Raw genomic sequence first — 9,340 nt, forward strand, 5'->3', positions numbered from 1 at the left:
AAAGACTTGCCAATAAAAATGGTAAGTCTTTTATTGCTCTGGGGTGTCTGCTTGACTAAGACTAGGTTCTGTCTGACTAGCTGCTGGCAGTGTTTCAACTGCTGATGTAGGTACGGTTTCAGAAACGTCGTTTGATACTGAGGTATTTTCTAGATTTTCAGTTGATGTGGTTGTTTGATTGTTATTTGAGATAACTTGACTATTGTAGTCAGTATTGTCTGGATTAGATTGGATAACAGTAGTTGTGGTCTGCTCGGTTTCAGGTTTTGTTTTATTGGCGTTTAGGGCATTATTGATGGTAATTGAAGCAACGATGATACTCAAGACACTACCGATTAAAGCTAGCGTTTTTTGTAAGGCAGTAAAGCCAGTCTTGATATGCTTGGTAGGCTCTATGGTTTTAGCATGACGTTGTTTTTCTTTTCGTGAATACTGTGTAGTCATAATTAGCTCCTTTTCTTACTGTTATTATATGATTTTCTGATGAAAAATGCCATTAAAAGCCTAAGTTATCAGTTGTTTTTCTGGGTTGCCACACAGTTTTTTGATATAATGAAATGATGAAAAAAATAATTGATATTAGGATAGGTTTGGCACTTGTGTTTACCTTTTTACTGCTGGTTTATGCGGCAGTATTGCCCAGTGCTAGTCCTCAAAAAGCAGCCAATCAAGATGTCACTCAGCAATCTCAAAAGGAAAAAGAAATCGAACGTTTGCTCAAACAGATGAGCCTAGAAGAAAAGGTTGGTCAGCTCTTTTTTGCTCGAGTGCCTGTCTATAATGTCCTGGAAGACTTGGAAACCTATGGTTTGGGTGGTTATATGCTTTTTGCTCGTGATTATGAAGGACTGGACTTGGATGGGGTCAAGGAGCTGACTGATCGTTTTCAAGAGGCAAGTAAGATTCCCTTATTGGTGGGGTCTGATGAGGAAGGGGGGGCAGTGACTAGGATTTCTGCTATTTTGGACACTCCCTTTCAATCTCCAATGAGCCTTTATCAACAAGGTGGTCTGCCAATGGTTTTAGAAGATAGTCAAGAAAAGGCTAACTTGTTGAAGTCAGTTGGGATTATGACAGGCTTTTATCCTGTGGCAGATATTGCACAATATAGTGATTCCTTTATCTATTATCGTACCTTGGGGGCTGATTTGTCGAAAACAAGGACTTATATCAGGCAACTAGTTGAGCAAATGAAAAAGGATAAGTTTGGTTCAATGCTGAAACATTTTCCAGGTTATGGGGACAATGGTGACAGTCATACCAGTATGATTTGGGACAATCGCAGTCTAGCAGAGCTTAAATCCTATGATTTGACAGTGTTTGCTGCTGGTATCAAGGCAGGGGCAGACAGTGTTTTGGTAACCCATAATATCTTAACTCAGATTGATGAGGTACCCGCTTCCATTTCACCCAAAATCAATCAACTACTAAGGAAAGATTTAGGCTTTGATGGGGTTGTAATTACCGATGATTTTGATATGGCAGGTCTGGCTGATTTTATCAGTCAAGAAGAAGCGGCCTATCAAGCAATCTTGGCAGGTAATGACATGATCATGAGTTCGGCTTATCAAAGTCAGATTCCCTATGTTTTGGAAAAAATTGAACAGGGAGAATTGACAGAAAAACGAATTGATGAATCGGTCAAGCGAGTGCTGGCTTGGAAATATGATTTGGGACTATTGACTAAGTTATCCAAGATAAACTAAGTTGAGCCTCAGTCTATCTTGTGGTAGAATGGTAGGTATTGAAATTAAAAAGGTGAATTATGATTTATTTTGATAATGCAGCAACAACAAGCCCAGATCCAGAGGTGTTGACAACCTATCATGAAGTTGCGTCAAAGTTAATAGGCAATCCGTCTAGCCTACATCGTTTGGGAGAAGAAGCAACAAGATTACTAGAAGCTAGCCGTCAACAGGTGGCTAGTCTTTTAGGCAAATCAAGTGAGGAAATCCTCTTCACTTCTGGTGGTACAGAGAGTGATAACTGGGCGATTAAGGGCTTGGCTTTTGAAAAGGCAAGATACGGCAAGCACATCTTGGTATCAGACATTGAACATCCTGCTGTTAAGGAGTCAGCTAAGTGGCTGATAGGACAGGGCTTTGAAGTTGATTTTATTCCTGTTAATCGAACAGGTTTTGTGAAGGTAGAAGCCCTTGAGCAAATGCTCCGACCAGATACAATTCTCGTGTCCGTCATGGCTGTTAATAATGAAATTGGTAGTATTCAGCCGATTCAAGCGATTAGTGAGCTACTAGCTGATCGACCGACTATCGCTTTTCATGTCGATGCGGTTCAGGCCTTGGGAAAATTACCAGTGACTAGTTTTTTGACAGAACGTGTAGATTTTGCGTCATTTTCTAGCCATAAGTTCCACGGGGTCAGAGGTGTAGGCTTTTTATATCAGAAAAAAGGTAAAAAATTAACCCCGCTATTGACTGGTGGCGGTCAAGAAAACAATCAACGTTCAACCACTGAAAATGTGGCAGGTATTGCTGCGACAGCCAAGGCCTTGCGTCTAGCTATGAATCGTTTGACAGACTTTGAAAAGGTTGTTGCTCTACGAAATCACCTGTTAGAACGCCTAGCAGCATTTGAAGATGTTCAGATTTTTTCAGGTATCAAAGATTTTGCCCCGCATGTCTTGACCTTTGGCTTGAAAGGGCTGCGTGGAGAAGTCTTGGTTCATGCTTTTGAAGAACGAGAAATTTATGTCTCCACAACCAGTGCTTGTTCCTCAAAAGCAGGGAAACCAGCAGGAACACTGATTGCCATGGGGATTCCACAATCAGAAGCAGAAACTGCTATTCGTATCAGCCTTGATTATGATACGACAACAGAAGAAGTTGAGCAGTTTTTGACAGCTTTTAGCGATATTTATCAGCAGACAAGAAAGGTAAGAAACTAATGCAATACGCTGAAATTATGGTACGTTATGGTGAATTATCCACCAAGGGTAAAAACCGTATGCGCTTTATTAACCAATTAAGACGTAACATCCAACATGTCCTAAGTTGTTATCCTGATATTAGCATTAGGGCAACACGAGATCGAACTCACATCTATCTTAATGGAACAGATTATCAACTGGTGGCTCAAGATTTAACCAAAATTTTTGGTATTCAAGCTTTCTCTCCGGTTTATAAGGTTGAAAAAGACCTTGTTGTTTTGAAAAAAGCTGTGCAAACTATTATGCAGGACCTGTATCATGAGGGATTAACCTTCAAGATTTCAACCAAGCGAAGTGATCACAGTTTTGAATTAGATAGTCGTGATCTTAATCAACTTTTAGGAGCTGCAGTTTTTGAAGTTTTGCCAAAAATTCAAGCTCAGATGAAGACTCCTGATGTCAATCTTAAAGTTGAAATTCGTGACGATGCAGCTTATCTTTCTCACGAAGAAATTAAAGGGGCAGGGGGACTTCCTGTAGGGACGTCTGGTCGTGGCATGCTGATGTTATCAGGTGGCATCGATTCACCAGTAGCAGGCTATTTAGCCCTTAAACGTGGTGTAGCAATTGAAGCGGTACATTTTGCTAGCCCTCCTTATACTAGTCCAGGAGCCTTGAAAAAAGCTCAAGATTTGACCCGTCAATTAACTAAATTTGGTGGTAATATTCAGTTTATCGAGGTACCGTTTACCGAAATTCAAGAAGAAATTAAGGAAAAAACACCAGAAGCCTATCTGATGACCTTGACTCGTCGCTTTATGATGCGAATTACCGATGCCATTCGTGAAGCACGTCAAGGCATGGTTATTATCAATGGTGAAAGTCTTGGTCAGGTTGCCAGTCAAACCTTGGAAAGTATGCAAGCCATCAATGCGGTAACCAACACCCCAGTCATTCGTCCAGTGGTCACCATGGATAAATTGGAGATTATCGAGTTGGCTCAAGCTATTGATACCTTTGACATCTCAATTCAACCCTTTGAAGATTGTTGTACGATTTTTGCTCCAGATCGTCCTAAAACCAATCCAAAACTGAAAAATGTCGAGCAGTATGAGGCACGTTTGGATGTAGAGGGTTTGGTTGCTCGAGCTGTGGCAGGAATTAAGGTGACGGAAATCACACCTCAAATTGAGCAAGATCAAGTGACAGATTTGATTGATCAATTGTTATAAGATGAAAACTAGACAAGTTCTAGTTTTTTTTTTTTTGCTTAAAACGTTGTGAAAAAAGACACAAAATTCTCTTTTTTTGTTATAATGAAAACATGGATATCTGGACATCTTTGGCTAAATTTTCTTTGATTGAAACCCAACGATTGATTTTACGCCCCTTTACCTTTGCTGATTCACAGGCTTTTTTCGCTATTAGTGGTCAAAAAGAACCTTTGCCGTTTATTTTTCCTGCTCCCCTAACACAAAAAGAGAGTGATTACCTTTTGGTGCATGATTTTTTGAAATATCCTTTGGGGATTTGGGCGATTGAAGACAAACAAAACAATCAGTTACTTGGTTCAATCCGCTTAGAAAAAATCAATCCAGAAGAAAAACGAGCAGAAGTGGGTTATTTTATTGATAGAGAGGTTTGGGGGCAAGGTTATGCAACTGAAGCCTTAAAAACCTTGGTTTTTCTTACCTTTCAAGAATTTTTGCTGACAGAATTGCTCATCATCACCCATGCCGAAAATGTGGCCAGTCAACATGTGGCTCACAAGGCAGGTTTTCGCTATCTGAAACAATTCAAGGGGAGTGATCGTTACAACCGCCAAATCAAGTCCTATAAGCTCTTTAGCATGACAAAGGGAGATTACTATTATGAGTAAGCATCAAGAGATTTTAGATTATTTGACGCAGCTAGAAGTAGGCAAACGCATTAGTGTCAGAGGGATTGCCAATCGTTTACAAGTGAGTGAGGGCACCGCTTACCGTGCCATTAAGGAGGCTGAGAATCGTGGTCTAGTTGAAACCCATCATCGTAGTGGTACCGTGAGAATTGATCGTCAAGCCAAGTTTTTCCCTAGTCAATTACGGTTTGCAGATGTGGTGGCGATTACAGGAGCGGAAGTGGTTGCTGGTCAGGCAGGTTTATCAGGACGTTTTAATCAGTTTTTAATTGGTGCCATGACAACTGAGGGGTTAAATAAATATTTGAAACCTGGTAATTTAGTCATTGTTGGTGATCGTGAGGACATTCAAAGCTTGGTCTTAGAGAGTGGCAATGCCCTTTTAGTAACGGGGGGCTATTCTATTTCTGAAAAAATGAAAGCGCTATCTAATTCTTTGGGTTTACCCCTTTTGGTTAGTTCACATGATACATTTACCCTAGCTAGTTTGATTAATCAAGCCTTTATTAAGCAAAATCTTCCCATGAAAACTTGCCATGTCGCTGATATTTATCAAAGTAAGAAAACTTATGGCTATTTACATGAAACAGACCGCATCACTGATTATTTTCAGTTGCAAAAGACGACTAAACGTGTGCGATTTCCAGTGGTTAATCAAGAGGGAAATTTGGTTGGGGTGGTTAGCTTGCGTGATGTGATTGCCTACCCTCAAGAAGCGTTCTTAAAAACAGTAATGACGAAATACCCTGTTTGTGTAGAACTGGAAGATAGTTTAGCTAGTATTGGGCAGTTAATGGTGGCAGAAGACTTCGCTTTTTTACCTGTCGTTGATGATAAGGGGTTGTTGTTAGGCTTGGTGACTAGAAAACAAGTGATGGATAGTTTAGACTGGACTGGCTCAGTGCCCTTCGTTTCCTCTCATTCTGTTGTTGACTTTCCATGGTTGCAAGAAAAAGATGGTTTTTCTCTTTTTGACTCAGTCAGAGAGTGGTCGAAAGCTACTTTACTGCTTGCGGTTAATGACTTAGCTGAGAAAATTATGGAAGATGCCGGAAAAAAACATATCATTATTGAGCAAATGATGATATACTGGTTAGAAGAGATGAAACAAGGCAGCAAACTTTTCATTCAGCCTCATCTTAGTATGGCAACAAGGCAAGATATCATTGAATTGTCTATCTTTATTGATGAGACATTAGTTGCCAAAGCCATGATAACCAGTAAAGTAACTTAGAGGAGTTTATTTTAGATGATTACCATTAAATCAGCCCGTGAAATTGAAGCTATGGAGCGTGCCAGCAAGGTTTTGACAGGCATTCATATCGCTCTACGTCAACTCATCAAACCAGGCTTGGATATGTGGGCTATTGAAGAATTTGTTCGTAAACGTTGTAAGGAAGAAAATGTTCTACCTTTGCAAATTGGAGTAGAAGGAAGTCTGATGGACTACCCTTATGCCACTTGTTGTGGCTTAAATGATGAGGTTGCCCATGCCTTTCCTCGCCACTATATCTTAAAAGAGGGAGATTTGCTCAAGGTGGACATGGTCTTGAGTGAGCCTTTGGACAAGAGCGTTTTAGATGTTTCTAAACTTGATTTTGATAATGTTGTCTTGATGAAACAACATACTCAGTCTTATACAGGTGGTTTGGCAGATTCTTGTTGGGCTTATGCAGTAGGTCAAGTCTCTGAACAGGTAAAAGACTTGATGGAAGTGACCCGTGAATGCTTATATAGAGGGATTGAACAAGCACAGGTTGGTAACCGTTTGGGAGATATTGGTGCAGCCATTCAAGACTATGCTGAAAGTCGTGGCTATGGTGTTGTTCGTGATTTGGTTGGTCATGGTGTTGGCCCAACCATGCATGAAGATCCCTTAGTTCCCCATTATGGTGTAGCAGGTCGTGGTTTACGTTTGCGTGAAGGCATGGTTTTAACCATTGAACCTATGATTAACACAGGGACTTGGGAAATTGATACAGATTTGAAAACGGGTTGGGCTCATAAGACCTTAGATGGTGGCTTGTCTTGCCAATATGAACATCAATTTGTCATTACTAAAGATGGTCCAAAAATTTTAACCAGTCAAGGTCAAGAAAAAACCTACTAGACTATCGATGAAAACAGTATTGAATAAAATTAAAGGCTACCTTTCTTGGCAGCCTTTACAGGTCTTTATAGCCAATTATCAAAGTGCCGAAATGGAGCTGTCTAGTGTGGCAGTTGCCTATTATCTTATGCTGACCGTCTTTCCACTGTTGATTATCGTAGCTAATATTTTTCCCTACCTACCGATCAATCTAACTGATTTGTTGGTCTTGATGAAGGAAAATCTTCCAGAACAAATTTATCAAATGACCAAGGGTTTGGTTGTGGATATATTTTCCAAACCTGCAGGTAGTATTTTAGGTTTGGCGAGTTTGACAGGTTTTTGGACCATGACGAAAAGTTTGAGTTCTCTCCAAAAAGCAGTCAATAAAGTCTATGAAGCGGCAGATAATCGAGATTTTTTTATCAGCCATTTGATTGGTATTTTAACCAGCTTATTGATTCTCTTTCTTTTGACTTTCGCCTTGATGTTAACGACATTTTCAGAAGCCATTTTACAAGTTATCAATCGTCATTATCCTTTGGGAGATTTAGCTGATTTGGCCTTGACCTTGACCAAGCCATTGCTTGCCATCTTGGTTTGGATGGGAATTGCCTCTTTGTATTTTATTCTTCCCAATGTCAAGATTAAAAAATTACGCTATATTTTACCAGGAACTTTTTTGACTAGCTTTGTTCTACTTTTTTTAAATAACATGATTGGTTTTTATGTGAGTAAGCAGTTGGATAGGTTGAGTGATTTTAAGGTTTTTGGTTCTGTTGTTGCACTTGTGATTATGGTTTGGTTTATGGTTTTAGCCCGTGTGTTGATTTTAGGAGCTGTTCTTAATGCCACCACACAAAAACTTTCCCAAGGCAAACTCGAGGCTCGTCGAGGAGATGTGAAAGCCCTCATCCAATCTCGGCAGGATGAAAATTAAAGTTTGCTTCATTAAGAAAAATCTCCACTGGTTTAGTGGAGATTTTCTGTTTGTTTTTTATTTTTGAAGATAAAGAATTTACTCAAGAAGTAATTCAAAACAATAATAAAGACTTGAGAAAATAGTGTTTCAATTCGGTTAACCCAAAGAATGCTATCATTGACAAATTGCCCAATAATCTGTGGAAAAGCAGTCACAAAGAACCAAGCCAAGAATAAATCAAGGATTAAGGTGGCTAGGCGAGCCCCAAGGAATTTACCAAAGCGATTAAGACGACCTTGATGTGCTTGATTAAAAACAAAAAGGTCATTGGTGATAAAGGCAAAGAGAACGGCAGTAATATTAGCAACAATGGCTGATAAAATTGGTTCTTGGGTTAGGTAAAAAATGATTTCTCGTGTCAGCATGTAAACAAGTGTCGCAAGAACACCAAAAATCAAATATTTAATAGCTTCAGTTTGTAGTAATTTTTTCATATCTCTACTCTACCATATTTTGTTAAATTATGCTATAATGAGCGAGTTGCAAGGCAACCCTTGGTGCTTCTTATCCTTTCACCAAGCATATTAAACGTGGATTTTACCACTAAAGGAGATACTAATGACACAACGACTTACCACACGTGACTATGTTGATGTTGCATTGATTGCAGCTCTTTACATCGTCCTGACAATTCTTCCACCTTTTAATGCGATTAGTTATGGCCCGTATCAATTTCGGGTTGCTGAAATGTTTAACTTTCTAGCTTTCTATCATCGCAAATACCTTTATGCCGTGACACTTGGCTGCATGATTGCTAACTTTTACAGTTATGGTCTGATTGACGTCTTGGTTGGTGGTTTATCAACACTGATTTTTGTTCATTTAGGTGTTAAGCTATTCCATCGCTATCTCAACGAGCGTGTCTTTAATGGTCTATTTAACAAGGCATTTTTCTATTTTTCAATCTTTTTTGCGCTATCTATGGTGACAGTCGCAGCTGAATTAACCATTCTCGCTAAGGTACCTTTCTTATTGACTTGGCTAACAACAGCTTTGGGAGAATTTGGCTCACTCTTAGTTGGCTCTATTATCATTGAACGTTTAGCCAAACGACTTCATTTTGGAAAGTAGGATGAGATGTATCAAACTAAAATAATAGGACAAGACCTTTACCGAGTTCGTTCAGAAGGTTACGGAACATCTGTTGAGTTGCTTGGTCAAACCAAGGATGGTGAAACGCCGATGAGCTTGTTAAATATAGCCCTAGCAGGTTGTATTACTATGTGTGTTCAGGGGTATTTTTATCGCTATCACAAGGAAAAACAGGTTCCTGTTACGGTGGATAGTCGCTATGAGGCAGATCTTTTTCAGGTTAGAGTCAATTTGCCAGAGGCTTTAGAGGCTAGCGAGCAAGATAAGTTGTCAGCCTATATTGACAAACATTGTCGAGTGAAAAAACTTTTGCGAGAAGACTTGACCATAGTTATTGATTTTAAGGTATAAGCTAAGGGTGAGAAGTCCAACTTCTTGCTCTTTTTG

Annotated in this window: 11 protein-coding genes and 1 riboswitch; of the genes, 9 read left to right on the forward strand and 2 right to left on the reverse strand. The window is 39.5% G+C overall.

Translation table 11 applies throughout. From position 1 onward, the window contains the following. Positions 1-30: 30 nt before the first annotated feature. Positions 31-444, reverse strand: coding sequence for a DUF6556 family protein (locus FRX52_RS00530; RefSeq protein WP_146538106.1), 414 nt, complete (start codon positions 442-444; stop codon positions 31-33). 116 nt (positions 445-560) lie between these two features. On the opposite strand from FRX52_RS00530, the gene FRX52_RS00535 reads away from it, so the two are divergent. The 7 genes from FRX52_RS00535 to FRX52_RS00565 all read left to right on the forward strand — a co-directional run bounded on the left by FRX52_RS00535 (position 561) and on the right by FRX52_RS00565 (position 7,819). Continuing rightward, positions 561-1,706 (forward strand): glycoside hydrolase family 3 protein, encoded by a 1,146-nt coding sequence (locus tag FRX52_RS00535; RefSeq protein ID WP_261378933.1) that lies wholly within the window; start codon positions 561-563, stop codon positions 1,704-1,706. A gap of 59 nt (positions 1,707-1,765) precedes the next feature. Further along, complete coding sequence (locus FRX52_RS00540) at positions 1,766-2,908, forward strand: cysteine desulfurase family protein (RefSeq protein WP_146538107.1); 1,143 nt, start codon at positions 1,766-1,768, stop codon at positions 2,906-2,908. After that, on the forward strand, positions 2,908-4,122 hold the full coding sequence (gene thiI, locus FRX52_RS00545; protein WP_146538108.1) for a tRNA uracil 4-sulfurtransferase ThiI: 1,215 nt from the start codon (positions 2,908-2,910) through the stop codon (positions 4,120-4,122). Before FRX52_RS00540 ends, thiI begins: the two co-directional genes overlap by 1 nt. A gap of 92 nt (positions 4,123-4,214) precedes the next feature. After that, a complete protein-coding gene (locus FRX52_RS00550; protein WP_146538109.1) occupies positions 4,215-4,769 on the forward strand; it encodes a GNAT family N-acetyltransferase in 555 nt (184 codons plus the stop codon). Continuing rightward, positions 4,762-6,024 carry a DRTGG domain-containing protein gene (locus FRX52_RS00555; protein WP_146538110.1) on the forward strand — a complete coding sequence of 421 codons (1,263 nt, stop codon included), beginning with the start codon at positions 4,762-4,764 and terminating at the stop codon, positions 6,022-6,024. The genes FRX52_RS00550 and FRX52_RS00555 overlap by 8 nt, the downstream gene beginning before the upstream one ends. A gap of 15 nt (positions 6,025-6,039) precedes the next feature. Next, a complete protein-coding gene (locus FRX52_RS00560; RefSeq protein ID WP_146538111.1) occupies positions 6,040-6,900 on the forward strand; it encodes a methionyl aminopeptidase in 861 nt (286 codons plus the stop codon). A gap of 7 nt (positions 6,901-6,907) precedes the next feature. Continuing rightward, a complete protein-coding gene (locus tag FRX52_RS00565; protein WP_146538112.1) occupies positions 6,908-7,819 on the forward strand; it encodes a YihY/virulence factor BrkB family protein in 912 nt (303 codons plus the stop codon). 32 nt (positions 7,820-7,851) lie between these two features. Here the strand turns inward: FRX52_RS00565 and FRX52_RS00570 are convergent, their stop codons facing one another. Next, the gene (locus FRX52_RS00570; protein WP_146538113.1) at positions 7,852-8,295 is read right to left on the reverse strand and encodes a GtrA family protein; all 444 of its coding nucleotides are present in this window, start codon (positions 8,293-8,295) and stop codon (positions 7,852-7,854) included. Between the two features lie 28 nt (positions 8,296-8,323). Beyond that, positions 8,324-8,422, forward strand: a riboswitch (PreQ1 riboswitch). On the opposite strand from FRX52_RS00570, the gene FRX52_RS00575 reads away from it, so the two are divergent. After that, positions 8,420-8,932, forward strand: coding sequence for a QueT transporter family protein (locus tag FRX52_RS00575; RefSeq protein WP_146538114.1), 513 nt, complete (start codon positions 8,420-8,422; stop codon positions 8,930-8,932). (Overlaps the previous riboswitch by 3 nt.) Positions 8,933-8,938: 6 nt before the next feature. Continuing rightward, positions 8,939-9,304, forward strand: a complete 366-nt coding sequence (locus FRX52_RS00580) for an OsmC family protein (RefSeq protein ID WP_146538115.1) — start codon at positions 8,939-8,941, stop codon at positions 9,302-9,304. Positions 9,305-9,340 lie beyond the last annotated feature (36 nt).

Source organism: Streptococcus sp. sy018 (genome assembly GCF_007859185.1).
GTDB lineage: Bacteria > Bacillota > Bacilli > Lactobacillales > Streptococcaceae > Streptococcus.